Genomic DNA, 25,795 nt, shown 5'->3' with positions numbered 1-25,795 from the left:
GCCCTGGAGTGATCGAGACGAGATGACGTCATTGCGTTCGACGGGGCCGTGGTCGCCAAGAAATCCTTTCTCCCCCCGGGCCCGGGCTCGGGGATTCTCTGCACTATCCCAACCAAATCCAAATCAAGGAGCATGCCATGCAGACCAAAGCCATTCTCGGACTCGCAGAGGTCAACGCCATTCTCGACGCCGCCCAACAGGCAGCCGAGGCCAACGGCTGGCAGGTGACCGTGGCCGTCACCGACGACAGCGGCGAATTGCTCGGCCTGCGACGCCTTGACGGCGCGGCACCGATGACCGCCATGATCAGCGCCCAGAAGGCCCGCACCGCAGCGCTCAGCCACAAGGAGACCCAGGTCTTCGAGCGCATGATCAATGAGGGCCGCACCGCCTTTCTCTCCGCCCCCCTCGAGGGGCTGCTGGAAGGCGGCGTGCCGGTGGTCGTCGACGGTCGAGTGATCGGTGCCGTGGGCATCTCCGGCGTCAAGTCGGATCAGGACGCCCAGGTGGCCAAGGCCGCAGTCGCCGCCATCGGCTGACCGCTGCCCGCCCCGCCCTTCTCGAGGCCCCGCCATGGCGGGGCCTTCTTGATGCGGGCCGCCCTGGGCCGGTGGGACGTAGAACTCATCCCGGGCGTGGTCCAGACTGATACCATTTCCACTCGGGTCGACGCTCCGGGCGTCTCGGAGGAGCTCATGGCTGGTGGATGGTCGAAGGATGGTGCCGTCCAGGAGCAGATCGACAGCACCGTCGAGGATGCCCTGGCACGTTCGCGACAGCAGTTGCCGGACGGCGAGAGTGCCGAGCACTGCGACGAGTGCGGGGAACCGATCCCCCAGGCGCGCCGCGACGCGATCCGCGGGGTGCGCTTCTGCATCGGGTGCCAGGCAGAGCGAGACAAGCGGCAAGGCCCGGCCGCCGGATACAACCGCCGCGGCAGCAAGGACAGCCAGCTGCGCTGACGCGCCACGGCCTGCCCGCTCCCGCCGGATGCGAGGCGCCACTCGGGACGCCCCTTCCGCCGCGGCGTTGCATCATGCGTGGCTCGACCCCATGGTAGACTGCAACCATTTCCTAGGCGGGAGCCCCGGCACACATGTCCCTCGACGACCTGCACCTCAACCTGCGCAACCTGACCCCGGACGACTACCCGCAGCTCAAAGCGCTGATGGACCGGGTCTATCACGACATCGGCGGTGCCTGGCCCCAGGCCACCATCGACAAGCTGATCACGGAGTTCCCCGACGGCCAGATCCTCATCGAGGACGACGAGACCATCGTCGGCGTGGCCCTGACCGCGCTGGTCGACTACGACACCTTCTCCAACCCGCACCGCTACGACGACCTGATCGGCAAGCGCGAGACCATCCTCAATGATGAGGATGGCGACGCCATGTACGGCCTCGACGTGCTGATCCACCCGGATTACCGCGGCTACCGCCTGGGCCGGCGCCTGTATGAGGCGCGCAAGGAGCTGTGCCGCTCCATGAACCTGCGCTCGATCCTCGCCGGCGGGCGCATCCCCCACTATTACCAGCACGCCCACGAGCTCTCCCCGGCCGAGTACCTCGACAAGGTGGCGCGCAAGGAGATCCACGACCCGATCCTCTCCTTCCAGCTGGCCAACGACTTCCAGGTCAAGCGGCTGCTGCGCAAGTATCTGCCGGAGGACGAGAAGTCACAGGGCTTCGCGACCCTGCTGGAGTGGAACAACATCCTCTTCGAGCCGGCCGAGCGGGTACTGGAGAATCGTCCGACCCAGGTGCGCGTGGGCGCGGTGCAGTGGCAGATGCGCGAGTTCTCCTCGGTGGAGTCGGTGCTGCAGCAGGTCGAGTACTTCGTCGACGCGCTCTCCGACTACCAGAGCGACTTCGCCGTCTTCCCCGAGCTCTTCAACGCCCCGCTGATGGGCCTGCAGGACCGCGCCGCCCAGCAGGACCAGATGGCCGCCATCCGCTTCCTGGCCGGCTTCACCGAGCAGTTCAAGACCGAGCTCTCGCGCATGGCGATCTCCTGCAACATCAACATCATCGCCGGATCGATGATCGAGGAGCATGAGGATGGCCAGCTCTTCAACGTCTCCTACCTGTTCCATCGCGACGGTAGCGTCGACGCCCAGACCAAGCTGCACATCACCCCTCAGGAGCGCCGCGACTGGGTGATCGAGGGCGGCGACGAGCTGCAGGTCTTCGACACCGACGCCGGCCGCGTGGGCATCCTGATCTGCTACGACGTCGAGTTCCCCGAGCTCTCGCGTCTGCTCGCCGACCAGGACATGGACATCCTCTTCGTGCCCTTCTGGACCGACACCAAGAACGGCTACCTGCGGGTGCGCCACTGCGCCCAAGCCCGGGCCATCGAGAACGAGTGCTACGTGGTGCTGTGCGGCAGCGTCGGCAACGTGCCCTCGATCGAAAACATGGAGATCCAGTACGCCCAGTCGTCGGTCTTCTCGCCCTCGGACTTCGCCTTCCCCCACGACGCCGTGCTCTCCGAGACCACGCCCAATACCGAGATGATCATGTTCTCGGATCTGGACCTGACCCGGCTGACCGTGGTGCGCGCCGAGGGCTCGGTGACCAACCTCAAGGATCGGCGCAAGGATCTGTTCGACCTGCGTTGGCGCGACTGGTCCTGGAAGTCCGGCGCCAACCTGGAAGAGAGCTGACGCCATGCTCGGCCGGCTGCTGCGCCTGGGGGGCCGGCGTTTCGAGGCGCGCCACCCCTTCCCCGCCGACGAGTGGGCCGAGGCCCGGGAGCGGGTGGCGCTGATCAAAGCCCTGCCCGACGACCAGGCCGAGCGGCTGGGTCAGCGAGCCTGGCAGTTCGTGCATGCCAAGCGCCTGAGCCTTCACCCGGAGCTGGCCGGCACGGTCACCTTCGACGCCCCGGCCCGGCTCGCCCTGGCGGGCCAGGCCTGCCTGCTGACCCTGGGCTGGTGCGACAGCGAGCACCTCGATGCCTTCGCCAATGTCCACGAGATCCTGATCCTGCCCGACGCCTTCCAGCGGCGAGTGGAGGAGATGGACGAGTTCGGCGTGGTGCACGAGTACGACGACGAGCGCGCCGGTGAGACCTCTCTGCAGGGCCCGGTGGTGGTCGCCTGGCCCGACCTCATGGCAAGCGGCGGGTTCGACGGGTTCAACGTGCTGATCCACGAGCTGGCCCACAAGCTCGACCTCGGCAATTCCCTGGACGTCGACGGCTTTCCGCCGCTGCCGAGAGAGATCGACCCGCGGGAGTGGTACCGCATCTTCATGGGGGTCTGGGAGGATCTCCAGGCGCGCCTCGCCCGGGGCGAGGCGACGCCCATCGACGACTACGCCGCGAGCCACCCCGGCGAGTGCTTCGCGGTCTGCTGCGAGCACTTCTTCAGCGACCCCGCCCGCCTCCACCGGGCCTACCCGGCGCTCTACGGACTGCTGTCGCGCTATTTCCATCAGGATCCGCTGGCGCGCCTCCCGGCAGACGCCGGCTCCCTACGTCCCTGGTAGGCCCGCGTCGGACTCGATGAATCAGCCCCCCGAGACCGAGCACCACTGACCCCAACGCCTACTACCGCCAGGAAGCCCCCATGATCGATCTGCGCAGCGATACCGTCACCCGCCCCAGCGCCGCCATGCGCGATGCCATGCACGCCGCCCCGGTGGGCGATGACGTCTGGGGCGATGATCCCAGCGTGGCACGCTTCGAGGCCGCCGTGGCCGAGCGTGCCGGCAAGGCCGCCGCCCTACTCTTCCCCAGCGGCACCCAGAGCAACCTGGCCGCCCTGCTTGCCCACTGCCAACGTGGCGACGAGTACATCGCCGGCCAGCAGGCCCACACCTACAAGTACGAGGGTGGCGGCGCGGCGGTGGTGGGCGGAATCCAGCCACAGCCGGTGGAGCACGCCGAGGATGGCTCGCTGCCGCTGGCGCGCATTCGTGCCGCCATCAAGCCCGACGACTTCCACTTCGCCCGTACCCGCCTGCTGGCGCTGGAGAACACCATCGGCGGACGCGTGATCGACGCCAACTACCTGCACCAGGCCACCGACCTGGCCCGGCAGCATGGCCTGGCGACCCACCTGGACGGCGCCCGACTGTTCAACGCCGCGGTGGCCACCGACACCTCACTGGCCACGCTCTGTGCGCCCTTCGACACGGTCTCCCTATGCTTCTCCAAGGGGCTGGGCGCGCCGATGGGCTCGGCCCTGACGGGCTCGCAGGCGCTGATCGACGCGGCGCGCCGCTGGCGCAAGATGCTGGGTGGCGGCATGCGCCAGTCCGGCATCATCGCCGCCGCCTGTCACCACGCACTGGACTACCAGGTGGCGGATCTCGCCCACGACCATCGCCGCGCCGCGCAGCTGGCCGAGGGCCTGCGGACGCTGCCGCACATCGAGGTGATCTCCCAGGCCACCAACATGGTGTTCCTGCGAGTGTCAGAGCGGCACATCACCCCGCTGCGTGCCTGGTTGGCCGAGCGCGGGATCCTGATCGAAGTGCTGTATGACACGCGCCTGGTGGTGCACCGCGACCTGGATGATGACGCCATCGACGCGACGCTGGCGGCCTTCAGGAGCTATCTGGCGGAGTAGCGCCCTGGCCTAGGGCACACGGGCCTAGGGCGCCAGCGGCCGTCTCAGCCAGACTCCGGGTCGAGCTGGCCCGTCAGCCAGTCCCAGAGCATCACCGCCTCCGGCCGCGCCGGCGCGCGGGCCGGACGCACCAGCCAGAACGCCTCATCGCTATCGACCGGCAGATCAAGGGCCGCCACCAGGTCGTCTCGACTCTCCACCAGTCGCCGATGGGTCAGGGCGACGCCTTCGCCCAGCGCCGCAAGCGACAGCGTCATGGTCTGCGTATCGCAAATCAGCGGCGCACAGCGCGAAGCCAGCGTCGGCACTCCCACGGCCTCCAGCCAGGCCGGCCAGCCCACCTCGAATCCCACGGCATGCAGCAGGGTGTGCTCCGCCAGATCCGCCGGCTCGGTGATGCGCTCGGCCAGGGCCGGCGCGCACACCGGCAGCATTGTCTCACGGCCGAGAGATACCGCCTCCATGCCCGACCAGGTGCCCTGACCGTAGCGAATCTCGAGATCCGCGCCCTCGGGGCCGAAGTCGTCCGGCCAGATGGCGCTGACGAGCCTCAGCGCCACCTCGGGATGCGCGCGGCGAAAGGCGCACAGGCGCGGCGCCAGCCAGTTCTGCTGCACCACCGGCGTGGTGCGCAGCGTCACCGGGGCCTCTCCGCCGCCGAAGACCTCGTCGGTGCCCTCGGCCAGGCGCGTGAAGGCGTCCTGCAGGCACGGCAGCCAGGCCTGCCCCGCCGGCGTCAGGTTGAGGCTGCGCGGGTGACGCACGAAGAGCTTCTGGCCCAGGCGATCCTCGAGCAGGCGCACGCGCTGGCTGATCGCCGCCTGGGTCACGCCCAGCTCCTGGCCGGCGGCGGTAAAGCTCAGGGTGCGCGCCGCCGTTTCGAAGGCCTGCAGCCACAGCAGGGGAGGTAGCCGACTCATGGATAACCTATGCATAAGCTGAGTGGGGTCATAGGGGCCAGATTAATCGTTTGTCGGTGCTCCGACCAGGCGCCAACATGAGCGCCTTCACAAGGGAGGAGCCGATCATGACCGATACGCCGACCGCCGACGCTCGCAGCGTGCTGCCCATGGGCGAACTGACCCCGCACACCGAGGGGCCTGCGCTCACCGAGGCCACGGACGACGGACGACAGCTAGCCCTTGGCTGGCGCAACGGCGATCGGGCGCGGTTTCCGCTGACGTGGCTGCGCGACCACTGCGCCTGCGCCGAGTGCCGCCACCCGATGACCCGCGAGCGCCTCTACATGGCCTTCGAGGTGCCCAAGCAGGCACCGGCCATTTGCCTCGAGGACGGCAACCTGATCCTGAACTGGGCCGACGACCACGTCAGCCATTTCGACGCCGTCTGGCTGCATCAGCGCCGCCCGGGCCAGACCCGGGAAGATGCCGTGCCGGCTCGCCGCCCCTGGGATCGTGACTACCGCCCGGCCCGCGTCGACCACGCCGACTTCGTCGCCGGCGCCGAGGGCGAGCGGGCCTGGCTCACCGCCCTGCTGCGCGACGGCCTGGTGTTGCTCGAGAACGGCCCGCTGGCCGATGAGGAGGTCAGCCGACTGGCGGGTCGCATCGGGCCGCTGCGCGCCACCAACTTCGGCGCCCGCTTCGACGTGAAGTCCAAGCCCAACCCCAACAACGCCGCCTACACCGCCATCGGCCTGGCGCTGCATACCGACCTGCCCAACTGGCGCCACCCGCCAGACATCCAGCTGCTCTACTGCCTGGAGAACGACGCCGAGGGCGGCGAGTCGACCTTCTTCGACGGCTTCGCCGCGGCCGAGGCGCTGCGTCGCCAGGATCCGGAGGCGTTCCGGCGGCTCAGCGAAACCGAGATCGACTTCCGCTTCCAGGACGAAGAGCACGACCTGGTGTGGACCGCGCCGCTGCTGTCCCTCGACGAGCAGGGCCGGGTCAACGAGGTCCGACTCAACAACTGGATCCGCGACACCCTGCGCCTCCCTCTCGAGGAGATCGATGCCTGGTACGACGCCTACCGCACGTTCTGGGCGCTGGCCCAGGATCCCCGGAACCGGCTCGAGTTCTCCCTGGCCCCGGGCGAGATGGTCGCCTTCGACAACCGCCGGGTGATGCACGGGCGCAACGCCTTCGACCCCAGCACCGGCCGGCGCCACCTGCAGGGCACCTACCTTGACCTCGACATGTGCGAGTCTCGCCTGCGGGTGCTGGCCCGCCGGGGCTGAGGCTACGTCGGGAGGCGGGCGGCGAGGGCGCGCCCCGCTTTGGCGCTCGCCCGCTCTGCCGTATGCTTGGGGCCCCTTGCCCCCATGGAACCGCGCGACATGAGCCACCGCCTCGTCCTCGTCACCGGCCTGCTGGTCGCCCTCCTGGCCCTCGGCCTGCTCTGGCAGTGGCTCGCCATGCGGGACCTGCTGACGGTGGAGACCCTGATGACGCTGGTGAAAGGGGCGGTGGCCTGGCGCGACGCGCCCTGGGCGGTGCTGGTGGTGATGGCGATCTACGCCGGCGCCTCGCTGGTGATGTTCCCGCTCAGCCTGCTGGTGGCGCTGACCGGCCTGATGTTCGGGCCCTGGTGGGGCTTTGGCTACGCGCTGGCCGGCACCCTGGCCGCCTCGATGCTGACCTGGTGGGTCGGGCGCCGGCTGGGCCGCGAGGCGCTGATGCGCCACGGCGGCCGGCGCCTGCACGGCCTGTCGCGCTACCTCTCGGGCCGCGGCATTCGCACCATGACGCTGGTCAATCTGCTGCCGCTGGCGCCCTTTACCCTGACCAACATGATGGCCGGCGCCTTCCACCTGCGCTTTCGCGACTACATGATCGGCTCGCTGCTGGGCATCGCCCCGGGGCTCGCCGGCGTCACCCTGCTGGGCAGCCAGCTGGGCCAGCTGGCCACCGCCGAGAGCCGCGGCGAGCTTGTCTGGGCGGCCGGCGGCCTGCTGGTCGGAGTGGCCCTGCTGGTCGGGCTGAAGCGCTGGTCAGACCGGCGCCGCCGCGCCCGCTGAGGACTACTCTCGGGGCGCCTCGGTCTCGTCCTCCTCGCGATGGCCGGGCCACCAGGCGGGACGCTCCTGCTCCCACTCCTCCTGCACCAGGTGGCGCAGCAGTCGACCGCGATGGCGAAACATCTGCCACTCGGCGCCCAGCCGGTGGCGGATCCGCTCCCAGCCTCCCTCGTCGGCGTGGGTGAAGGGCCCGCCCCGGGCGATGGCCTGGCGATAGACCACCAGGCAGCGTGCGGCGCAGCGCGCCTCGTCGTAGCCGGCGGCCGTCGCCAGCGCCGCCTCGGCCAGGGGCGAGCGCGCGCCGGGGACGGCCAGCCCCGCCAGCGCCTGGGCCATGGCGTCGAGGTCGTCGCCTGCGATCAGCCGGCCGTTGCTGCCCTCGACCACCACTTCACGCACCCCGGGGGCGTCGACGGCGACCACCGGCAGCCCGGCCGCCATGGCCTCGGCTACCACCATGCCCTGGGTCTCGCTGTGGGAGGCGAAGGCGAAGACGTCCATGGCGTGGTAGGCGTCGATCAGCGCCTGGCCCTGCAGGCGGCCGGTGAAGTGCAGGCGATCCGCCACGCCGCGCGCCACCATCACCGCCTCGATGTCGCCTCGCGCGTCGCCCTCGCCCACCACCAGGCCGTGCGCCTCGGGGCGCGCCACCAAGGCGCCTGCCAGCGCCTCGGCCAGGAACGCCAGGTTCTTCTCGCGGGCCAGCCGCCCCAGGTGGCCCATCACGTAGGCGTCCTCGGGGATACCCAGCCGCGCCCGCCAGGCGCGGCCGTCACCCAGGGCGAAGCGCGCGGTGTCCACGCCGCTCGGCACCACGCTGATGGCGGGGTTGGCCTCGCGCCGGCGCAGGAGGCCGAGGATGCTCTCGCTGGGGGCGATCACCTCGTCGCACAGCCAGGTGTACTGGGTGGCGAGCGCCACGGCGAAGCGCTGCATGCGCGACGAATCACCGGGCACGTAGTGGGTGTAGTGCTCGTAGAGGGTGTGGTGGGTGAAGATCAGCGGCAGACCGTAGGTCTCGGCCGCCCGAGCGGCGGTATCGCCCAGCAGGAAGGGGTGGTGGGCGTGGACGATATCCGGTTCGAAGGCCTCGATCGCCTCATGGAGCTGGCCGGGAATCGGCACCGGCAGCGAGAAGTCGCTGCCGTTGAAATGCTGCATGGCCACCACCCGCACAACGTCCTCCTCCTCGGCGGGCTGCCCATCCAGGCGCGGTGCCACCACCAGCACGCGATGGCCGGCGGCCTGCAGCTGGCGCTTGAGCCGCTGAACCGACTCGCTGACCCCGCCGACGATGGGCAGGTAGGTATTGGTGAACATCAGCACATTCACGGGGACGTGGCTCCTCGACTTTCAGTGACGACATTCTGACGGCAAGGCAGGCGGCTGACCATCTCCTGTTCAAGATAGGCGACGGGGACCCGGCTACGCGACGGGGCCCGGCATCGCCCCATCGTCGAAAGAGGCGCCGGGAGAGAGCGACCCACCCCACCTCGCCCTGCCCCCATGCCCCCTGTTGCTCGGGAGACAGACGTTGCGGCCTGCCGGGATGGGGTTTGTTGCGTAAGGCAGTAGACTGGCGAGGTGATCCATAAAGCCCAGGAGCCCACCCATGACCCACCGCATCGCGGTCATCCCCGGCGACGGCATCGGCAAGGAGGTGATGCCCGAGGGGCTGCGCGCCCTCGAGGCCGCCGCCGAGCGCTTCGGTATCGACCTTGCCCTCGAGCCCTTCGACTTCGCCAGCTGCGACTACTATCTGGCGCACGGCCAGATGCTGCCCGACGACTGGTTCGAGCGACTCAAGGACCATGACGCCATCTTCTACGGCGCCGTGGGGTGGCCGGAGACGGTGCCCGACCACGTCTCGCTGTGGGGCTCACTGCTGCAGTTCCGCCGCGGCTTCGACCAGTACGTCAACCTGCGCCCGTGCAGGCTGCTGCCGGGGGTGAAGAGCCCGCTGGCCGGCCGCGCGCCCGGCGATATCGACTTCTACGTGGTGCGCGAGAACACCGAGGGCGAGTACTCCAGCGTCGGCGGCCGGATGTTCGAGGGCACCGAGCGCGAGGTGGTGATCCAGGAGACGGTGATGACCCGCACCGGGGTCGACCGGGTGCTGGCCTACGCCTATGAGCTGGCGGCGAGCCGCCCGCGAAAGACGCTCACCTCGGCCACCAAGTCCAATGGCATCGCCATCACCATGCCCTGGTGGGACGAGCGGGTGAAGGCGGTGGGCGAGCGCTACCCCGAGGTCTCGGTGCAGGCGTTCCACATCGATATCCTGGCGGCCAACTTCGTGATGCACCCCGACTGGTTCGACGTGGTGGTGGCGAGCAACCTGTTCGGCGACATCCTCTCCGACCTGGGGCCGGCCTGCACCGGCACCATCGGCGTGGCGCCCTCGGCCAACATCAACCCCGACGGCGCCTTCCCGAGCCTCTTCGAGCCGGTGCACGGCAGCGCCCCGGACATCGCCGGGCAAGGCATCGCCAACCCCATCGGCCAGATCTGGTCGGCCGCCATGATGCTCGAGCACCTCGGCCACGGGGAGGCCGGCGCGGCCATCGTCTACGCCTTCGAGGCGGTGCTCGCCGAGGGGGATCCGGCGGTACTGACGCCGGACGTCGGCGGTCACGGCACCACCGAGACCCTCGGCCGCGCCATCGCCGAGCGCATCAGCGGCTGACGATCGGACACCCCGATGACGGGTGGACCGGTCAGGCCTTTCGCCACCCTCCCTCGAGGATGCGCACCCGATCCGCGGCCAGGTTGTCGCCCAGGTTGCGCCCCATCTCGACGAAGGCCTCGCCGAAGATCAGCGACGGCCCCGGCAGAGTGGGCGGCGTTGGGCATGACGCCTGCGGCGCATCGCTCGCCTCTCGGCGGCCGTGCTTGCGCCGCCAGTCGAGCGCCGACTTGGAGACGTCGTGCACCGTCTCCGATACGAAGCCGCCCGCGGCGAGCAGGCGTTCCAGGGCCTCGCGGGAGCGCAGGTGGCTGGTCGCGACCTCGCGCGCCCAGGGCACCGGCAGCCGCAGCGGCGAGTCATTGTCGCCCGCCACCGGCTCGTGCAGCAGCACCCGGCCGCCCGGCACCAGCAGGCGCCGCCACTCGGCCAGCACCGTCGCCGCGTCAGGCATGTTCATCAGCGCATGCTGGCACCAGACGACATCCATACTGGCCTCCGGCAGCGGTACCCGCGCAGCGTCGGCGCACAGGAAGCGCGTGCGCTCAGCGTAGCCGGTGGCGCGGCTCAGCCAGGCGGCCACCTCGACGAAGGCGGGAGTGATGTCGAGCCCCGTCACCTCACTGCCGAACTCCGCGGCCAGCAGGCGGCTCGCCCCGCCGGTGCCGCAGCCCACATCGAGCACCCGCTGGCCGGGCGTAAGACCACCGAGTGCCGCCAGCGACCGGCTGGCCCGCCGCCCGCCCAGATGCAGCTGATCGATGCCGGCGATCTCGTCGAGGGTCAGCCGCTCTGGATCGCACCCCGCCGCGCGAAAGGCGTCGCGCAGACGGGCCGGCAGGCTTTGCCTGCCGGCGGCGCGGGGCGCATCATAATGGGCAATGAAGGGGCGGGCGGCGAAGCGATCCACGGGGTCGGTCATGGCGATGTCCTGACGGCAGGCTGACGGCGTGATGAGAAACAAGGAGCACCGCCAGTCTATCCGCCGCCGGCCGCGCGCCCCATCGTGCAAAGGTCACAGCTACCGGCCCTGGCCGCCGTTTCCCGACCGTTCTCTCGAACGCCCTTCGACAAGGAGTCATCCGCGATGTCCCGACCGCTGATCACCACGGCCCTGCTGGGGCTCGGCCTCGCCGGCTGCACCGGCCTGCCCGAGGGCACCCGCGCCGTCACCGGCTTCACGCTAGACCGCTACCTCGGCCAGTGGTACGAGATCGCCCGCCTGGACCACTCCTTCGAGGAGGGGCTGGACTGCGTGACCGCCGACTACTCGCGGCGCGAGGAAAGCGGCGTGCGGGTGATCAATCGCGGCGTGGACCTCGCCGCCGGGGAGGAAAACGTCGCCGAGGGCAAGGCCTACCCGATCGGCGAGCCGGGACAGGGGCGGCTGAAGGTGAGCTTCTTCGGCCCCTTCTATGCCGGCTACAACGTGCTCGCGCTGGACGAGGCGTACGACTGGGCCCTGGTGGCCGGCCCCGACCGCGACTACCTGTGGATCCTCTCGCGCACGCCGGACATGGAGCCGGCCACCTACCAGACGCTTGTCGAGCGCGCCCGGGCGCTCGACTTCCCGGTGGAGGGGCTAATCGAGGTGGAGCAGGGCGAGGCCTGCGCCGCCTGGCGCTGAGGGAAGTTTCACTCTGGGTCCCGCCACTTTCATCCGACCGACGCGAGGCCTTGAGTCCATGGGGCGCTGACGGGAAGGTGTCGACCATCACCACCATGCCAACAACAGGTGCCCGCATGCCCTCCGAGATGAGCCTCGAGCAGTTCTTCGCCCGCCTCTGGGACGACTATACCGCCATGACGCCCCAGGCGAGCCGCATCCACGATGCCCTGGTCGCCGACGGCGAGACCATCGTCAACGACCACGTGGCCTTTCGCACCTTCGACCGCGGGCCGATCCGCCTGGCCGACCTGGAGCCGCACCTGCTGGCGCTGGGCTACACCCGCCTGGAGCCCTACGACTTCGAGGCCAAGAAGCTGCGCGCCTGGGGCTACCTGCCGCCCCGCGACGACCAGCCGCGGGTCTTCCTCTCGGAGCTGAAGTGCGACGAGCTATCCGCTCCCACCCAGGCGATCATCGATGACCTGGTGGCCCAGATCGACCCCGCCCGAATCGCCTCGCCCGAGGTGATGTGGGCCGGCCGCCTCTGGGAGGCGCCGAGCTGGGAGGCCTACAACACCCTGGCCGAGGAGAGCGAGTACGCCGCCTGGCTGTCGATCATCGGGCTGCGCGCCAACCACTTCACCATCAGCGTCAACCAGCTGCGCCACACCCCCACCCTGGCGTCGCTGCTGGAGAAGGTCGAGTCCCTGGGGCTTTCCATCAACACCTCCGGCGGGCGCATCAAGGGCTCACCCGAGGTGCTGCTGGAGCAGGCCTCGACGCTGGCCGACCGCATGCCCTTCACCTTCGCCGGCGGCCGGGTCGAGGAGATCCCCACCTGCTACTACGAGTTCGCCCGCCGCTATGCCGACGCCGAGGGCCGGCTCTATCAGGGCTTCGTCGCCGCCAGCGCCGACCGGATCTTCGAATCCACCGACGTGCGTCGCGACCATGCTCTCTGAGTGGCTGGACCAGGCGCTGGACGGGCGGGCCGCCACGCCGTCCGAGGGGCGCCTGCCCGGCGGACGCTACCGGCTGCTCGCCCCCGGCGTGCTCGAGCTCTCGCCGGATACCTGCGCCGCCGAGGCCCGAGCGAGCGTGCTCTCGGTGGGCATCCACGGCAACGAGACCGCGCCCATCGAGCTCGTGGGCGCGGTCCTCGCACGGCTCGAGGCGGGCCTGCTGCGCCTGGGCGCGCCGCTGCTGGTGATGCTCGGCCACCCCGAGGCGATCCGGCGCGGCGAACGCTTCGTCACGACCAACCTCAACCGGCTGTTCCGGCGCGACCTCGTGGAGGCCGGCGACGAGCCCGACCGGGCCCGGGCGCTGATGGCCGAGGTGGACGCCTTCTATGGCCGTCACGCCTCGCTTGCCCCGCTGCACTACGACCTGCACACGGCGATCCGCGACAGCCGCTTCCCGCGGTTCGTGGTCGAGCCCTTCGGCGAGACGCCGACGGCGCAGGAACAGTGGCGCTGGCTGGCCGCCGCCGACATCCAGGCGGTGCTCCACCAGCACCGGCACAGCTGGACCTTCTCTCACTACTCGAAGCACTACCACGGGGCGGCGGCCTTCACCCTGGAACTGGGGCGCGCCCTGCCCTTCGGCGCCAACGACCTCGCGCCCCTGGCCCCCATGGGCCGGCTGCTCGAGGCACTGGTCGAGGGCCGGGCGCCCGAGGGCGCCGACCCGGCCGGCATGGCCTTCTTCCGCGCCGAGCACGAGCTGATGCGCCACGCCCCGGACTTCCGGCTCTGCTTCCCCGACGACACGCCGAACTTCACCGAATTCGCGCCGGGCACCCGGCTCGCCGAAGACGCCAGCGCCGGCGCCTTCGACGTCGGCGAGACGCCGCTGTCGGTGGTCTTTCCCAATGCCGACGTCGAGATCGGCGCCCGGGCGGCGCTGCTGGTGGTCCCGAGCCCACCGCCGACCTGATCGCGTGCCCCCGGCTGGGGGCCGTGCCCGACCCTCATCGCAGACAATAACAACAGACAGGAGACGCCCCATGACCCGTGCCCCTCGCCCCCAGAATCACGCTTGGCCCATCGCGACGACGCGGCCCGCTGCCGGATCGTCTCCGGCCTGTTAGAATCGCCCCCTTTTTGATCGCCGACCCGTGGATCACGGGCCCGCGTTGATCGCGGACCCGGGTGAATCACGGACCTGCGTCGATCAAGGATCTATGTTGATCACGCAAGTACGCGGTCATAGACCTACGTTGATCGAAGCCCCGCGCCGGCCGACCCTCGATGCGGCGGACCACCCACGATCTGGAGCCCGTTTCATGGCCGATACCCCGATTCCGCTGGAAGTGCGCAATATCACCAAGCGCTTCGGCGATACCGAAGTCCTCAAGGGCCTCTCCCTGAAGGCCCACAAGGGCGATGTAATCACCCTGATCGGAGCCTCCGGCTCCGGCAAGAGCACCTTCCTGCGCTGCATGAACCTGCTCGAGCAGCCCAACGAGGGCGACCTGATCGTCCACGGCGAGCAGATCCGCTTCAAGGAGACCAAGCACGGCCGCGAGCCGGCCGACTGGAAGCAGGTCGTCGACATGCGGGCCAAGCTCTCCATGGTCTTCCAGAGCTTCAACCTCTGGGCCCACATGACGCTGCTCGAGAACATCATCGAGGCCCCGGTCCACGTGCTCGGCAAGCCCAAGCAGGAGGCGATCGCCCACGCCCGCGAGCTGCTCGAACGGGTCGGCCTGGCCGAGCGTGCCGACTACTACCCGGCCCAGATGTCCGGCGGTCAGCAGCAGCGCGGCGCCATCGCCCGGGCACTCGCCATGGACCCGGAGGTGATGCTGTTCGACGAGCCCACCTCGGCGCTGGACCCGGAGCTCGTGGGCGATGTCCTCAAGGTGATGCGTGACCTCGCCAAGGAAGGCCGCACCATGATCGTGGTCACCCATGAGATGGCCTTCGCCCGCGACGTCTCCACCCAGGTGATCTACCTGCACCAGGGGCAGGTCGAGGAGGCCGGGCCGCCCGACGAGGTGCTCGGCAACCCCACCTCCGAGCGCCTCAAGCAGTTCCTGGCGCCCAAGCACTGATGGGCCGGCCCGGAACAAGGAGAGAGACATGATCGACCTGCATGGCTACGGCCCGCGCCTCTTCGAGGGCGCCATGATCACCATCCAGCTGGGGGTGCTGTCGCTGGCTCTGGCCATCGTACTGGGCCTGGTCACCGCCAGCGCCAAGATGTCGCGCAGCTGGGTGGCCCACCGCATCGGCACCCTCTACACCACCATCATCCGCGGCGTGCCCGACCTGGTGCTGATGATGCTGCTGTTCTTCGGCGGCCAGATCGGCATCAACCAGATCACCGACGCCCTCTATAACCACTTCGGGATCGACATCTTCATCAACGTCAACGAGTTCGTGGCGGGGGTGATCACCATCGGCCTGATCTTCGGCGCCTACATGGGCGAGACCTTCCGCGGCGCCTTCCTGGCAGTCGACAGCGGCCAGATCGAGGCGGGCCGCGCCTACGGCATGAACCACTGGCTGGTGTTCCGGCGCATCCGCTTCCCGCAGATGATGCGTCATGCGATCCCGGGGCTCTCCAACAACTGGATGGTGCTGCTCAAGACCACCGCCCTGGTCTCGGTGATCGGCCTCTCGGACATGGTCCGCGTAGCCGCCGAGGCCTCCAAGGCGACCCGCGAGCCGTTCACCTTCATGATCATCGTGGCCGCCATCTATCTGCTGATCGCCAGCGTCTCCGAGTGGGGCTTCGCGCGGCTGCAGAAACGCTATAACGCCGGCTACCGGGAGGCAGACTGATGGACGCCCTGATGACCTGGCTGGAAACCGCCCTGGCCGACAACAGCATCTTCACCCTGCAGACCCTCGGCTACTACGGCGAGGGCCTGGTCACCACCGTGCAGCTGGTGTTCCTGTCGCTGATCATCGGCCTGGTGCTGGCGGTGCCGCTGGCCATCGGCCGCGGCTCGACGTACCGCTGGGTGAGCCTGCCGATCTTCCTCTACTGCTACGTGTTTCGCGGCACGCCGCTGCTGGTTCAGCTCTACCTGATCTACTACGGCGTGGTCTTTGTCGACGGCATCCAGGAGACCTGGCTGTGGGTGATCCTCGAGAAGCCCTTCGTGCCGGCGCTGATCGCCTTCACCCTCAACACCGCGGCCTATACCACCGAGATCTTCCGCGGCGCCATCAAGTCCACGGACCGCGGCGAGATCGAGGCGGCACGGGCCTACGGCATGTCCAAGGGGCTGATGCTTCGACGCATCGTGCTGCCCAGCGCCTTTCGTCGAGCCCTGCCGGCCTACGGCAACGAGGTGATCTTCATGCTCCACGCCAGCGCCATCGCAAGCGTGGTCACCATCATGGATCTCACCGGCGCGGCGCGCTTCGTCTACGCGCGTTTCTACGCGCCCTTCGATGCCTTCCTGTTCGTGGCGGCGATCTATCTCTGCCTCACCTTCGGCATCCTCTACCTGTTCCGCTACCTGGAAAGGCGGCTGCTGGCGCACCTCAAGCCGGCCAGCGGCTGACCGTCGATGACAAGGAGCGTCAAACAAGCGTTGGAAGCGGGCGCTCGAATCCAGCGCTCGCCCCTTCCGATGGGCCCGATCATCGAATATTGTGGTCGGGTCAGCACCCACAAGGTGAACGCACCAACAACAGGGAAAACCCCATGAAAATGAATCACCTCCTCAGTCTCGGCGTCATCGGCGCCACCCTGGTCGCCGGCAGCGCCAACGCCGAAGTCCGCGACATCCGCATCGGCGTCGACGTGCCCTACGAGCCCATGGAGTTTCGCACCCCCGAGGGCGAGCTGACCGGCTTCGACATCGACCTGGGCAACGCCCTGTGTGCCGAGATCGGCATCCAGTGCGAGTGGGTCGTGCAGGGCTGGGACGGCATCATCCCCGGCCTGCAGGCGCGCAAGTACGACGCCATCATGTCCTCCATGACCATCAACGAGCAGCGTCGCGAGCAGGTGCTGTTCTCCGATCCCTACATCACCCCGCCGTCGGCCTGGTTCGCTCCCGGCGACGTCGAGATCGGCACCCCGTCCGACGAGACCCTCGAGGGCCTGACCCTCGGCGTGCAGCGCGGCACCCTGCAGGACAACTACGTCACCGACATGTACGGCGACGTGGCCGACGTGAACCGCTACGCCACCGCCGACGACATGGTGCTGGACATGGATTCGGGCCGCCTCGACGCCGCCTTCCTCGACTTCCCGATCGGCAAGTCCACTCTGCTCGACAGCGGAGCCGGCGATTACAAGGTGGTCGGCGAAAAGGTAACCGAGCCCAAGGAGTACTTCGGCGAGGGCTTCGGCATCGCCTTCCGTCAGCGTGACAAGGAACTGGCCGCCGCCTTCAACGAGGCGCTGGCTACGCTCAAGTCCGACGGCACCTACGAGGAGATCCACGCCACGTACTTTGGCGACTGATTGCTGCCGCCCCGGGCTCGCCCGGGGCGATACGCGCCCAGGAGGCCGTGCCATGACTCCAGCGCCGACCGACCTTCCGTTCATTCCCGCTCCCCGCCGGACCGCTGCCCCGCGCTTCTACCTCAGCGAGTGGTTCGACGAGTAAGCCTTCCCGATGGCCGTCCCGGCCGTCCCGGCACGCCCGTGCCCCGTTCCTGACGGCGCCCCGCGCTGATCACGGCGGCCCTGTCGCCATCGCCCCAGCGGCGAGTCCCTGACCACAATAGCAACGCCCATCCATGACCTCACGGGAGGATTCCCCATGCGTCACGCCAAGCTGCTGCTGGCCGCCACCCTCGGCGCCAGCCTGTTTACCGTCAGCGTCCAAGCCGATGATCCCATTCGACTGGCCGTGGACGTACCCTATGAGCCCTTCGAGTACAAGCTGCCTGACGGCACCCTGACCGGCTTCGAGGTCGAGCTGGGCAACGCCGTCTGCGACTACCTGGACCGGCAATGCACCTGGGTCGAGCAACCCTGGGACGGCATGATCCCGGCCCTGAAGGCGCGTAAGTTCGATGCCATCATGTCCTCGATGGCCATCACCGAGGAGCGCGCCCGGCAAGTATTGTTCTCGGAGCCCTACTACACCACCCCCAGTGCCTGGATCACCGCCAAGGGCGAGAACATCGACATCGATGATCGCGAGAGCCTCGAGGGCCTGTCCGTGGGCGTCCAGCGCGCCACCCTGCAGGACAACTACGTCACCGACCTGTTCGGCGACGTCCTCGAGGTGCGCCGCTACGGCAGCGCCGACGACGTCATCGCCGACATGCGCACCGGCCGCCTGGATCTGACCTTCATGGACTATCCGATCGCCGAGGCGATGATCGACATCGACACCCCGGAGAGCGACTTCAAGCGCATCAGCGACTTCATCAAGGAGCCGGAGAAGTACTTCGGCCAGGGCGTCGGCGTGGCCTTCCGCCAGCGTGACCGCGAGCTCGCCGAACGCTTCAACGAGGCCCTCCAGGCGCTGAAGACCAATGGCACCTACGACGAGATCATGGCCGAATACTTCAGCTACGACGTCAAGCTGTAAGCGCCGACCCGGCCTTCCCTGGACGCCGGCGCAAGCCGGCGTCTTCATTTCGAGAGGAGCGACGATGCTGACCCTGCTCAAGAACGCCCGCCTGCACGCCCCCGAGCCGCGCGGCCTGTGCCACCTGCTGATCAGTGACGGGCGCCTCGCCGCCATCGTCCCGGCGGACGAGGCGAGCGAGCCGCCCGCCCGGGGGCCGGCGGTGACGGTCGAGGACCTCGAGGGCCGTCGGATCATCCCCGGGCTGGTCGACCCCCTGGTGCACTTCATCGGCGGCGGCGGCGAGGGCGGCTTCGGCACCCGCACCCCCGAGCTCGCCCTGGACGAGGCCCTGGCCTCCGGCGTCACCACCCTGGTCGGCGCCCTGGGGACCGATGCCCTGACCCGCACCCCCGCCAACCTGCTGGGCAAGGCCCGTGAACTGGCCGCCGGCGGCCTGACCACCTACTGCTACACGGGGTCCTACCAGCTGCCGCCAGTGACCCTGACCGGCTCGGTGGCCGGCGACATCACCTTCATCCCCGAGTTCATCGGGCTGGGCGAGGTGGCCATCAGCGACCACCGCGGCTCCCAGCCCAGCCGCGAGGAGCTGACCCGGCTGGCGGCCGAGACCCGCACCGCCGGCATGCTGGCCGGCAAGGGCGGCATCGTCTTCATCCACACCGGCGATGCCGAAGGCGGCCTCGAGCCGCTGCGCGAAGTGGCCCGCCACAGCGCCATTCCGCTCGCCCAGTTCCTGCCCACCCATATCAACCGCACCGCCGCGCTGTTCGAGGACGGTCTGCGATTCGCCCGCGAAGGCGGACGCATCGACTTCACCACCAGCACCACGCCCGAACTGCTGGCCGAGGGCGAAGTCCCTGCCGCCCGGGCCGTGGCCCAGGCCCTGGAAGCCAGAGTCGAGCCTTCGCGGATCACCTTGTCATCGGACGCCAACGCCTCGCTGCCGCGCTTCGATGCCGCCGGCCGCTTTATCGGCCTTCAGCCCGGCCGGCTGGGCAGCCTGTTCGAGACCCTGGGCGTGTGCGTCGAGCAGCACGGTGTGGCGCTCGACAAGGCCATTGGTACGGCCAGCACCCACGCCGCGGACGCCTTAGGCCTGACGCGCAAGGGGCGGCTGCAAGTGGGACAGGATGCAGATCTGCTGGTGCTGGCCGATGACGCCTGGGCGATCGACGAGGTCTGGGCAATGGGCCGGCGGGTATATCGCGCCTGAGGCGATGCTGAGGCACCCTCGGAGGGCAGGCGTCACTGCCGCACCGCGATCGCCCGGCGCACGAAGGCGAGGATCCAGCGCACCATCAGGGTATCGTCCACCGCGGCCGAGAGTGACGCCTCACCCTGGCGCACCCGATGGGGGCCGATCAGCTCGCCACGCAGGGCCATCAGGTCCCGGGAATAGGCCTTGGTGAACTCGGGGTGGCCCTGCACACCAATGAAGTGCTCGCCGAGCTGCATCAGGTAGCAGGGGCAGAAGTCGCTGCCGCCCAGCAGCCGCGCCACTCGGGGCAGGCGTTCCACCTGATCCTGATGGCTGACCAGCAGGTCGAGGGTGGGCTGCCAGGGCACCATCCAGTCGGCGCGCTGGTTGACCCGGTTGAAGGAGAGGCCCACGCCCCAGCCCCTGTCGTTCTTCGCCACCTCGCCGCCAAGGGCCTTCGCCATCAGCTGGTGGCCGAAGCAGATGCCGATCAGGGGCTTTTCCGCCACCCAGAGTTTGCGCACGAAGGTCTCCAGCGCGGCGATCCAGGGCAACGCGTCGTTGACCCCGAACTTCGATCCTGTGATCAGCCAGGCGTCCACCGCCTCGAGATCATCGGGGATCTCGCCATCGAGGCAGCGCCAGACGCGAAACTCGAGGGTCGGGTCGACGCGATGGAACAGCGCCTCGAACATCTCGGGATAGTTGCCGTGGGCCTCGCGCAGCTCGGGTGCCACGTCATCGCACTGCAGCAGTCCGATCACCATCGCCTGTCCTCCTGATGGCCGCGGCCGCTTCCCTGCCGCGACCGCACTGGCTCGAGTATAGCCAGCGCCCGGTGGCTAGGGTTCGCCGGCGGGCTCCGTGTCGAGTGGGCCCGAGCGGCGCGTCTCGACGAGAAACACCTTGAAGGCCTGCCACAGCGGGCTGCGATAGCGCTGCGGGTGCCAGACCAGCGAGAAGGTACGGCGCAGCCTCAGGGGCGTGTCCAGGGCGATCAACTCACCGCGTTCGAGCTCGCCGGCCACGCTCAGCCGCGACAGGCAGCCAAGCCCCAGGCCGGCCCGCACCGCCTGCTTGATGGCCTCGTGCTGGCCAAGCTCCATGCGCACCCTGGGCGGCGCGCCGCGGGCGCGCATGGCCTGCTCGAAGACGCTGCGGGTCCCGGAGCCGGTCTCGCGCAGGATCCAGTCCGCCTCGGCCAGCGCCGCCTCGTCGAGTCGTCCGCGCCGCGCCAGCGCATGGCCGGGTGCGGCCACCACCACCATGCGATCCTCGCACCAAGGTTCGCTGGCCAGTGACGGCTCTCGACACTCCCCCTCGATCAGGCCCAGGTCCGCCTCCAGGCGCAGCACGTCGGTGATCACCTCGAAGGTGTTGCGCAGCTTGAGCCGCAGGTCCGCCGCCGGATGCGTCTCGCTGAAGCGACCGGCCAGGGCCGGCAGCAGGTAGGTGCCCACGGTGGCGCTGGCCGACACGCTGAGCACCCCCTGCAGGCGCCCCTCGGGCTCGGTGGCCTCGGCCACGAAGCCGGAGACGCCGTCGAGCAGCTCCTCGGCGCGAGGCAACAGCCGGCGGCCCAGGTCATTGAGATGCAGGCGACGCCCCAGCCGCTCGAAGAGCGCGATCCCCAGGTGGCGTTCGAGGTCCGAGAGCGCCTGGCTGGTTGCCGACTGGGAGAGGCTGAGCTCGGCGGCGGCCGCGCTCACCGTGCCAAGGCGCGCCACCGCGGCGAAGACCTGCAGCTGTCGAAAACTCACCGTGGGTGTCATATCGGTTTTTCCGAATAGCCAGTTCGTTATTAACTGATAACCATACGAGCTGAGCCGCGCCTAGGATAGTCCCGCGAACCCCGTCGAGAGGACATCATCATGTGGCAAGGCCTGGTGGTATGCATCACCCTGACCGCCGCCGGCTTCGGTCTGGCGCAACTCCCCCTGCTGGCTAACGCCGGCATCAGCCCGCTGGTCGTGGCGCTACTGCTGGGCATCCTGGCCGGCAACACCCCGCTGGCAGGCCGCCTGCGCCACACCGCGCCCGGACTCAAGTTTGCCACCCGCTGGCTGCTGCGCAGCGGCATCGTGCTGTTCGGCCTCTCGCTGACCCTGCAGCAGGTCGCCGCGCTGGGCCCCAAGGTGCTGCTGCTCGACGTGCTGATCATCTCGAGCGTGTTGGTCGCCGGCTATTTCATCGGCACCCGAGTGCTCGGCATGGACCGTGAGACCACCCTGCTGACCAGCGCCGGCAGCGCCATCTGCGGCGCCGCCGCGGTGCTGGCCACCGAGTCGACCATCCGTTCGCGCCCGGCGGCCACCTCCATGGCGGTGGCCACGGTGGTGCTGTTCGGCTCGCTGGCAATGCTGCTCTACCCGCTGCTCTATCCGCTGCTGGGCATGGACGAGGGCCTTTACGGCATCTATATCGGCGCGACCGTGCACGAGGTCGCCCAGGTGGTGGCCGCCGGTGAGGCGGTGGGCCCCGACGCCCTGGCCAACGCGGTGATCGTCAAGCTGGTGAGGGTAATGCTGCTGGTGCCCTTCCTGCTGATCGTCGGCCAGTGGTGGATGCGCCGTGGCGAGGGCAGCGAGGCACAGACGGCCGGCGGCGGCCTGGTGATTCCCTGGTTCGCCTTCGGCTTCATGGCCATGGTGGTCGTCAACAGCCTGATCAGCCTGCCCGCCCCCCTGCATGAGGGCCTGGTGCTGGTCGGCCAGCTGGCGCTGGCCATGGCCATGGCCGCGCTGGGCTACGAGACCCGGCTGGAGAAGCTCAAGGCGCTGGGCATCAAGCCCTTCATCCTGGCCCTCACGCTGTTCGTGATGCTGCTCACCGGCGGCTTTCTGGCCAGCCGCCTGCTGATGGGCTGATGCGCTCGACCGAGGCCTGATCCGCAGAGAACCTGACCCGTCGAACACCGAAACGGCCGACTCGCGTGTCGGCCGTTTTCGTATCCGCTATCTCAGCACCCGCCGGACCAGGACGGGTCCGAGAATCTCGAAGACCACCGTCGAGCCCACCACCGCGGAGAGCAGGACGGTCCCGTGGGCGGGAAACTTTTCGGCGGCGAGCAGCGCCATGCCCATCGCCACCCCCGCCTGGGGCGTCAGCGCCAGGCCGATATTGCGCGGCAGCTCGGCCTGGCGCTCCCGGGCCAGGCGCACCCCCAGCAGTCCGCCCAGGTAGCGTCCCAGCAGGCGCAGCAGGATATAGGCCAGGGTCAGGCCGAGAGCGTCGTCCAGGTGGTAGAGATCGACACTGGCCCCGGAGAGCACGAAGAAGAACACCAGGAAGGGCCACTCGATATGCTCGATCTCGTTGAAGGAGCGGGTGTGGTGGGTGGAGAGGTTGGCGACCAGCACCCCGGTGATCATCGCGGCCAGCAGCGACGAGACCCCGAGCCACTCCGAGAGCCCGGCCAGCAGCAGGATCAGCGCCAGGGCCTCGACCTGGGTCGGCTCGTCCGGCTTCAGCCGCCCGGTCAGCCAGGCGGCGGGCAGGCCCACCGCGCTGCCCAGCAGCAGCGCGCCGCCCAGCTCCCAGCCGGCCTCCATCAGAGCCAGCTCGCCGCCCCCGGCGCCGGTCAGCCCCCAGCCCAGCAGTGCCATGGCCAAGCCGAAGACTACGATGCCCCAGCCGTCGTCGATGGCCACGATCCCCAGCAGCAGCCGCGCCCGTAGCCGGGTGTCGCCGCTGGCGTGCACGGTCTCCTGAACGGCGGCCGGGTCGGTGGCCACCGAGATGGCGGCCAGCGACACCGCCACCACCAGCGGGAAGCCCAGCGCCATCAGGCCGATGCCGACGGCCAGGGCGCCCACCCCGATCACCGAGAGCGACAGGATCAGCAGCAGCGGGCCGATGCTCTGCAGGCGCTCGCGCGTCAGCTCGCCGCCGAGCAGGAAGGCCACCATCACCAGCGCCACCTGGATCAACGGCTCGCCCAAGCCATTGAGGGGGCGCGCGTCCGGCACCTCGAGCACCAGCTGCTGGATGACGGCCACGAGCACGCCGACCATCACCAGCAGCGAGATGCGCGGCAGCCGGGTCCGGCGCGCCACAGCGTCGGCGAAGATGCTCGAGGAGAGGATCACCCCCAGCAGGATCAGCGCGGCCGCGCTCGGCGACAACGCCACCGGCAGCCAGGCCGGTGCATGAACGGCGGTCTCCGTCACCGATTCGTCCTCCCTGTGATGCCACAGTTTCGCGCGCCGATTCCGCTGACCTTCATCGACGGCCGGATACGCCTACCATGCCACAGGCCAGAGCATGACGCCTGACGACAGAAGGCCCCGCACCTGCGGGGCCTTCTGCATTGCCGGCGGGGCCACCCGGCCGGTTGGTCACGGGGCTAGTCGAAGCTGAAGCGGGGCTCGGGCGCGTCCGGCAGCAGGGCCGCGCAGGCGCGCACCCGCTCGAGCAGCGCCTCGTGGGTCGGTGCCAGCAGATTGACGTGGGCCAGCTTGCGGCCAGGCCGCTCGGCCTTGTCATAGCGGTGCAGGTGGGCATCCGGCAGGGCGAGGAGCTTGGCCGCCTCGCCTTCGCGACCGATCACGTTGACCATGCAGGTCGGCATGCGCGCCGCGGGATCGCCCAGCGGCAGGCCCTGGATGGCACGCAGGTGATTCTCGAACTGGCTGGTCACCGCGCCGTCCATGGTCCAGTGGCCGGAGTTGTGCACCCTGGGGGCCATTTCGTTGGCCAGCAGCGCGCCGTCGCGGGCCTGGAACAGCTCCAGGGTCAGCACGCCCACGTAGTCGAGCTCGTCGAGCAGCGCGCGGATGTAGCCGTCGGCGAGGTGCTGGACGCTGTCGTCCAGATCCGGCATCGGCGCGATCGAGTAGCGCAGGATGCCGTCCACATGCTGATTCTCGGCCATCGGGTAGAAGGCCACCTCGCCGTCGCGGCCGCGCACCGCGATGATCGACACCTCACGCACGAAGTCGACGAAGGCCTCGACGATCAGCCGCGGATGGTTGATCGCCCGCCAGGCCTCAGAGGCCTCGCTCGGGTCCTTCAACACCGCCTGGCCCTTGCCGTCGTAGCCCTCGGTGACCGACTTGGCGACCACCGGCGTGCCCAGCTCCCGAGCCGCCGCCTCGAGCTCCTCGGCGTTCTCCACCAGGCGATAGGCCGGCGTGGGGATCGCCAGGCGGTCGAACAGCGCCTTCTCCTCGGCGCGGTTCTGGCAGACCCGGATCGCCTCACTGGAGGGATGCACCGGCCGGTGCTCCTCGATGGCCTGGACCAGCGGTACCGGCAGGTGCTCGAACTCGTAGGTGACCAGATCGACCTTCTCGAGGAAGTTCGCCAGGTGCTTCTGATCCGTATCTATGATCACATCCCCGATCCCGGCACTGGGATGGCCGGTGGTATCGAGGAAGCTGAAGCGGTTGGCCAGCGGGTAGCCCGCCAGGGCGAGCATGCGCCCCAGCTGGCCGGCTCCCAGTACGCCGATGTTCATGGCTTTTTCCATAACCTTCTCCTCACTCACTGTCGGGCCGGGGATCAGGATGGTCGAGCACGGTCTGTGTCTGCTCGGCGCGGAAGGCCTCCACGGCGCGGCGCACCTCCTCATCCTGCAGGCCGACCACCTGGGCGGCCAGCAGCCCGGCATTGGTCGCGCCGGCCTTGCCGATGGCCAGCGTGCCCACGGCGACGCCACCGGGCATCTGCACGATGGAGAGCAGCGAATCCAGCCCCTTCAGCGCCTTGGACTCCACCGGCACGCCGAACACCGGCAGCGCCGTCTGGGAGGCCACCATGCCGGGCAGATGGGCGGCGCCGCCCGCGCCGGCGATGATCACCGAGAGGCCGCGCTCGGCGGCGGACTTGGCGTAGTCGAAGAGCAGGTCCGGCGTGCGGTGGGCGGAGACCACCCGAGTCTCGCAGGGCACGCCCAGGCGCTCGAGCATCGCCACGGCATGCTCCATGACGGGCCAGTCCGACTTCGACCCCATGATCACGCCGACCCTCGGCGACTGCTTCGATGACGACATCTGCGACTCCTGGCAAAAACGAACGACGAAAGGGCCACGGGGCAGGCACCACGCGGCACGGTCAAGAATGGAAGGCGAGTATTCTAGCAGAGCACGGCGCGGGCTTCCTCACCCGAGGCGCGGTCGTCGCCGCAGCGCGACAACACTTTCACCCTGAGTGCCAGATTGGCTGCTAGGGTCAGTGTGTGTGGGGCGAAAGGAGCACGCCCAGCGGATTCACCCAACGACGGAGA

Annotated in this window: 26 protein-coding genes; 18 read left to right on the top strand and 8 right to left on the bottom strand. The window is 69.1% G+C overall.

The annotated features are described in order from the left end of the window. Positions 1 to 137: 137 nt before the first annotated feature. From RSO68_RS08760 to ltaE, 5 genes are all read left to right on the top strand, one after another. Complete coding sequence (locus RSO68_RS08760) at positions 138 to 539, top strand: GlcG/HbpS family heme-binding protein (RefSeq protein ID WP_089846916.1); 402 nt, start codon at positions 138 to 140, stop codon at positions 537 to 539. 156 nt (positions 540 to 695) lie between these two features. Further along, complete coding sequence (locus RSO68_RS08755) at positions 696 to 962, top strand: DksA/TraR family C4-type zinc finger protein (RefSeq protein WP_089847041.1); 267 nt, start codon at positions 696 to 698, stop codon at positions 960 to 962. 134 nt (positions 963 to 1,096) lie between these two features. Next, the gene (locus tag RSO68_RS08750; RefSeq protein ID WP_089846918.1) at positions 1,097 to 2,668 is read left to right on the top strand and encodes a bifunctional GNAT family N-acetyltransferase/carbon-nitrogen hydrolase family protein; all 1,572 of its coding nucleotides are present in this window, start codon (positions 1,097 to 1,099) and stop codon (positions 2,666 to 2,668) included. A gap of 4 nt (positions 2,669 to 2,672) precedes the next feature. Continuing rightward, positions 2,673 to 3,494 (top strand): M90 family metallopeptidase, encoded by an 822-nt coding sequence (locus RSO68_RS08745; RefSeq protein WP_315586310.1) that lies wholly within the window; start codon positions 2,673 to 2,675, stop codon positions 3,492 to 3,494. 80 nt (positions 3,495 to 3,574) lie between these two features. After that, positions 3,575 to 4,579 (top strand): low-specificity L-threonine aldolase, encoded by a 1,005-nt coding sequence (gene ltaE, locus RSO68_RS08740; RefSeq protein ID WP_315586309.1) that lies wholly within the window; start codon positions 3,575 to 3,577, stop codon positions 4,577 to 4,579. A 44-nt stretch (positions 4,580 to 4,623) separates the two neighbouring features. Here ltaE and RSO68_RS08735 read toward each other — a convergent pair whose 3' ends face one another. Beyond that, a complete protein-coding gene (locus RSO68_RS08735) occupies positions 4,624 to 5,499 on the bottom strand; it encodes a LysR substrate-binding domain-containing protein (protein WP_089846923.1) in 876 nt (291 codons plus the stop codon). A gap of 107 nt (positions 5,500 to 5,606) precedes the next feature. Here RSO68_RS08735 and RSO68_RS08730 point away from each other — a divergent pair, with 107 nt between their 5' ends. Beyond that, positions 5,607 to 6,779 (top strand): TauD/TfdA family dioxygenase, encoded by a 1,173-nt coding sequence (locus tag RSO68_RS08730; RefSeq protein WP_315586308.1) that lies wholly within the window; start codon positions 5,607 to 5,609, stop codon positions 6,777 to 6,779. 99 nt (positions 6,780 to 6,878) lie between these two features. Continuing rightward, positions 6,879 to 7,559, top strand: a complete 681-nt coding sequence (locus RSO68_RS08725; RefSeq protein ID WP_315586307.1) for a TVP38/TMEM64 family protein — start codon at positions 6,879 to 6,881, stop codon at positions 7,557 to 7,559. Between the two features lie 3 nt (positions 7,560 to 7,562). On the opposite strand, the gene RSO68_RS08720 is transcribed toward RSO68_RS08725, so the two are convergent. Continuing rightward, positions 7,563 to 8,891 carry a glycosyltransferase gene (locus tag RSO68_RS08720; RefSeq protein ID WP_315586306.1) on the bottom strand — a complete coding sequence of 443 codons (1,329 nt, stop codon included), beginning with the start codon at positions 8,889 to 8,891 and terminating at the stop codon, positions 7,563 to 7,565. A 280-nt stretch (positions 8,892 to 9,171) separates the two neighbouring features. Between RSO68_RS08720 and RSO68_RS08715 the strand changes: the two genes are divergently transcribed. Continuing rightward, entirely contained in the window at positions 9,172 to 10,245 is a 1,074-nt protein-coding gene (locus RSO68_RS08715) for a tartrate dehydrogenase (RefSeq protein ID WP_315586305.1), read from the top strand. 31 nt (positions 10,246 to 10,276) lie between these two features. Here RSO68_RS08715 and RSO68_RS08710 read toward each other — a convergent pair whose 3' ends face one another. Continuing rightward, positions 10,277 to 11,167 (bottom strand): class I SAM-dependent methyltransferase, encoded by an 891-nt coding sequence (locus tag RSO68_RS08710; RefSeq protein ID WP_089846934.1) that lies wholly within the window; start codon positions 11,165 to 11,167, stop codon positions 10,277 to 10,279. Between the two features lie 165 nt (positions 11,168 to 11,332). Between RSO68_RS08710 and RSO68_RS08705 the strand changes: the two genes are divergently transcribed. From RSO68_RS08705 to iadA, 9 genes are all read left to right on the top strand, one after another. Beyond that, positions 11,333 to 11,872, top strand: coding sequence for a lipocalin family protein (locus RSO68_RS08705; RefSeq protein ID WP_089846936.1), 540 nt, complete (start codon positions 11,333 to 11,335; stop codon positions 11,870 to 11,872). 116 nt (positions 11,873 to 11,988) lie between these two features. Next, positions 11,989 to 12,816, top strand: coding sequence for a DUF1338 domain-containing protein (locus tag RSO68_RS08700; protein ID WP_245781443.1), 828 nt, complete (start codon positions 11,989 to 11,991; stop codon positions 12,814 to 12,816). Continuing rightward, positions 12,806 to 13,792, top strand: coding sequence for a succinylglutamate desuccinylase (locus RSO68_RS08695; RefSeq protein WP_089846937.1), 987 nt, complete (start codon positions 12,806 to 12,808; stop codon positions 13,790 to 13,792). The genes RSO68_RS08700 and RSO68_RS08695 overlap by 11 nt, the downstream gene beginning before the upstream one ends. 349 nt (positions 13,793 to 14,141) lie before the next feature. Further along, positions 14,142 to 14,912, top strand: a complete 771-nt coding sequence (locus RSO68_RS08690) for an ABC transporter ATP-binding protein (protein WP_089846939.1) — start codon at positions 14,142 to 14,144, stop codon at positions 14,910 to 14,912. A 28-nt stretch (positions 14,913 to 14,940) separates the two neighbouring features. Then, entirely contained in the window at positions 14,941 to 15,645 is a 705-nt protein-coding gene (locus RSO68_RS08685) for an ABC transporter permease (protein ID WP_089846941.1), read from the top strand. Then, positions 15,645 to 16,376 carry an ABC transporter permease gene (locus RSO68_RS08680; RefSeq protein ID WP_089846943.1) on the top strand — a complete coding sequence of 244 codons (732 nt, stop codon included), beginning with the start codon at positions 15,645 to 15,647 and terminating at the stop codon, positions 16,374 to 16,376. The genes RSO68_RS08685 and RSO68_RS08680 overlap by 1 nt, the downstream gene beginning before the upstream one ends. A 149-nt stretch (positions 16,377 to 16,525) precedes the next feature. Further along, complete coding sequence (locus tag RSO68_RS08675; protein WP_315586550.1) at positions 16,526 to 17,287, top strand: transporter substrate-binding domain-containing protein; 762 nt, start codon at positions 16,526 to 16,528, stop codon at positions 17,285 to 17,287. Between the two features lie 301 nt (positions 17,288 to 17,588). After that, positions 17,589 to 18,368 (top strand): transporter substrate-binding domain-containing protein, encoded by a 780-nt coding sequence (locus RSO68_RS08670; RefSeq protein ID WP_315586304.1) that lies wholly within the window; start codon positions 17,589 to 17,591, stop codon positions 18,366 to 18,368. Positions 18,369 to 18,432: 64 nt separating this feature from the next. Then, a complete protein-coding gene (iadA, locus tag RSO68_RS08665) occupies positions 18,433 to 19,584 on the top strand; it encodes a beta-aspartyl-peptidase (RefSeq protein WP_315586303.1) in 1,152 nt (383 codons plus the stop codon). A gap of 32 nt (positions 19,585 to 19,616) precedes the next feature. On the opposite strand, the gene RSO68_RS08660 is transcribed toward iadA, so the two are convergent. Both RSO68_RS08660 and RSO68_RS08655 read right to left on the bottom strand, forming a co-directional pair. After that, positions 19,617 to 20,336 carry a glutamine amidotransferase-related protein gene (locus RSO68_RS08660; protein WP_315586302.1) on the bottom strand — a complete coding sequence of 240 codons (720 nt, stop codon included), beginning with the start codon at positions 20,334 to 20,336 and terminating at the stop codon, positions 19,617 to 19,619. 75 nt (positions 20,337 to 20,411) lie between these two features. Continuing rightward, on the bottom strand, positions 20,412 to 21,329 hold the full coding sequence (locus RSO68_RS08655; RefSeq protein ID WP_315586301.1) for a LysR substrate-binding domain-containing protein: 918 nt from the start codon (positions 21,327 to 21,329) through the stop codon (positions 20,412 to 20,414). A 111-nt stretch (positions 21,330 to 21,440) separates the two neighbouring features. On the opposite strand from RSO68_RS08655, the gene RSO68_RS08650 reads away from it, so the two are divergent. Beyond that, positions 21,441 to 22,436, top strand: a complete 996-nt coding sequence (locus RSO68_RS08650) for a YeiH family protein (protein WP_089846949.1) — start codon at positions 21,441 to 21,443, stop codon at positions 22,434 to 22,436. An 87-nt stretch (positions 22,437 to 22,523) separates the two neighbouring features. Here the strand turns inward: RSO68_RS08650 and RSO68_RS08645 are convergent, their stop codons facing one another. The 3 genes from RSO68_RS08645 to purE all read right to left on the bottom strand — a co-directional run bounded on the left by RSO68_RS08645 (position 22,524) and on the right by purE (position 25,562). Next, a complete protein-coding gene (locus RSO68_RS08645; protein ID WP_315586300.1) occupies positions 22,524 to 23,738 on the bottom strand; it encodes a cation:proton antiporter in 1,215 nt (404 codons plus the stop codon). 176 nt (positions 23,739 to 23,914) lie between these two features. After that, positions 23,915 to 25,027: a 5-(carboxyamino)imidazole ribonucleotide synthase gene (locus RSO68_RS08640; RefSeq protein ID WP_315586549.1), complete on the bottom strand. Its 1,113-nt coding sequence runs from the start codon at positions 25,025 to 25,027 to the stop codon at positions 23,915 to 23,917. 22 nt (positions 25,028 to 25,049) lie between these two features. Further along, positions 25,050 to 25,562 (bottom strand): 5-(carboxyamino)imidazole ribonucleotide mutase, encoded by a 513-nt coding sequence (gene purE / locus RSO68_RS08635; RefSeq protein WP_089846952.1) that lies wholly within the window; start codon positions 25,560 to 25,562, stop codon positions 25,050 to 25,052. Positions 25,563 to 25,795 lie beyond the last annotated feature (233 nt).

It is taken from the genome of Halomonas saccharevitans (genome assembly GCF_032333995.1).
Classification (GTDB): domain Bacteria; phylum Pseudomonadota; class Gammaproteobacteria; order Pseudomonadales; family Halomonadaceae; genus Halomonas; species Halomonas saccharevitans.
The sequence above is the reverse complement of the archived record's forward strand: the minus strand, read 5'-3'. Positions and strand labels throughout refer to the sequence as shown.

Coding starts and splice junctions, on each gene's coding strand:
- RSO68_RS08705 (WP_089846936.1), top strand. CDS start 11,333: ATGTCCCGACCGCTGATCACCACGGCCCTGCTGGGGCTCGGCCTCGCC.
- RSO68_RS08695 (WP_089846937.1), top strand. CDS start 12,806: ATGCTCTCTGAGTGGCTGGACCAGGCGCTGGACGGGCGGGCCGCCACG.
- RSO68_RS08715 (WP_315586305.1), top strand. CDS start 9,172: ATGACCCACCGCATCGCGGTCATCCCCGGCGACGGCATCGGCAAGGAG.
- RSO68_RS08735 (WP_089846923.1), bottom strand. CDS start 5,499: ATGAGTCGGCTACCTCCCCTGCTGTGGCTGCAGGCCTTCGAAACGGCG.
- RSO68_RS08760 (WP_089846916.1), top strand. CDS start 138: ATGCAGACCAAAGCCATTCTCGGACTCGCAGAGGTCAACGCCATTCTC.
- RSO68_RS08725 (WP_315586307.1), top strand. CDS start 6,879: ATGAGCCACCGCCTCGTCCTCGTCACCGGCCTGCTGGTCGCCCTCCTG.
- RSO68_RS08650 (WP_089846949.1), top strand. CDS start 21,441: ATGTGGCAAGGCCTGGTGGTATGCATCACCCTGACCGCCGCCGGCTTC.
- RSO68_RS08745 (WP_315586310.1), top strand. CDS start 2,673: ATGCTCGGCCGGCTGCTGCGCCTGGGGGGCCGGCGTTTCGAGGCGCGC.
- RSO68_RS08710 (WP_089846934.1), bottom strand. CDS start 11,167: ATGACCGACCCCGTGGATCGCTTCGCCGCCCGCCCCTTCATTGCCCAT.
- RSO68_RS08755 (WP_089847041.1), top strand. CDS start 696: ATGGCTGGTGGATGGTCGAAGGATGGTGCCGTCCAGGAGCAGATCGAC.
- RSO68_RS08660 (WP_315586302.1), bottom strand. CDS start 20,336: ATGGTGATCGGACTGCTGCAGTGCGATGACGTGGCACCCGAGCTGCGC.
- RSO68_RS08690 (WP_089846939.1), top strand. CDS start 14,142: ATGGCCGATACCCCGATTCCGCTGGAAGTGCGCAATATCACCAAGCGC.
- iadA (WP_315586303.1), top strand. CDS start 18,433: ATGCTGACCCTGCTCAAGAACGCCCGCCTGCACGCCCCCGAGCCGCGC.
- RSO68_RS08730 (WP_315586308.1), top strand. CDS start 5,607: ATGACCGATACGCCGACCGCCGACGCTCGCAGCGTGCTGCCCATGGGC.
- RSO68_RS08680 (WP_089846943.1), top strand. CDS start 15,645: ATGGACGCCCTGATGACCTGGCTGGAAACCGCCCTGGCCGACAACAGC.
- RSO68_RS08700 (WP_245781443.1), top strand. CDS start 11,989: ATGCCCTCCGAGATGAGCCTCGAGCAGTTCTTCGCCCGCCTCTGGGAC.
- RSO68_RS08750 (WP_089846918.1), top strand. CDS start 1,097: ATGTCCCTCGACGACCTGCACCTCAACCTGCGCAACCTGACCCCGGAC.
- RSO68_RS08640 (WP_315586549.1), bottom strand. CDS start 25,027: ATGAACATCGGCGTACTGGGAGCCGGCCAGCTGGGGCGCATGCTCGCC.
- RSO68_RS08670 (WP_315586304.1), top strand. CDS start 17,589: ATGCGTCACGCCAAGCTGCTGCTGGCCGCCACCCTCGGCGCCAGCCTG.
- purE (WP_089846952.1), bottom strand. CDS start 25,562: ATGTCGTCATCGAAGCAGTCGCCGAGGGTCGGCGTGATCATGGGGTCG.
- RSO68_RS08675 (WP_315586550.1), top strand. CDS start 16,526: ATGAATCACCTCCTCAGTCTCGGCGTCATCGGCGCCACCCTGGTCGCC.
- RSO68_RS08685 (WP_089846941.1), top strand. CDS start 14,941: ATGATCGACCTGCATGGCTACGGCCCGCGCCTCTTCGAGGGCGCCATG.
- ltaE (WP_315586309.1), top strand. CDS start 3,575: ATGATCGATCTGCGCAGCGATACCGTCACCCGCCCCAGCGCCGCCATG.